The sequence below is a fragment of the Geminicoccus flavidas genome, assembly GCF_009806515.1.
Classification (GTDB): domain Bacteria; phylum Pseudomonadota; class Alphaproteobacteria; order Geminicoccales; family Geminicoccaceae; genus Geminicoccus; species Geminicoccus flavidus.
This window is the reverse complement of the sequence record NZ_WUJP01001125.1, coordinates 1-373: the sequence shown is the minus strand read 5'-3', so window position 1 is coordinate 373 and position 373 is coordinate 1. Positions and strand designations below refer to the sequence as shown.

Below are 373 nucleotides of genomic sequence, written 5' to 3'. Positions count from 1 at the left end.
GGCATGGACGTAGATCTCGTCGACGACCTCTCCGGCGAAATCGGCGGGCGGCGTGAGGACCTGGCGCAGGCGGCGCTGCCCGTACACCATGAGCGCCGGCCCTCGGCTCGCCACGGCCGGGCGGGCGGCATTGGGATTGACCGGATCCTCGTCAAACAGGCCGCCGCTAGAATTGCCCGCGGGATAGCGCCCTCGGTAGTACCAGGGCTGGCCGAACCAGGTGTCGTCGTCATAGCCAAGAAGGAAAGCCGGCGTCATGCCGCGCGCCCCACCCGCGCTGTCACTGGTGCCGGGTTGCTCGGTCGCTGGCAGGTACTCGCGCACCGCGAGCAGCCGATCAATTGGCGAGTTCGATCCTTCCGTTCCCGGGTGT

Annotated in this window: 1 protein-coding gene; it reads right to left on the bottom strand. The window is 68.4% G+C overall.

Annotated elements, in window-relative coordinates; genetic code table 11:
• Positions 1-373 (bottom strand): hypothetical protein (locus tag EQG76_RS31395; protein WP_159719125.1); only part of this gene is annotated, 373 nt, incomplete at both ends.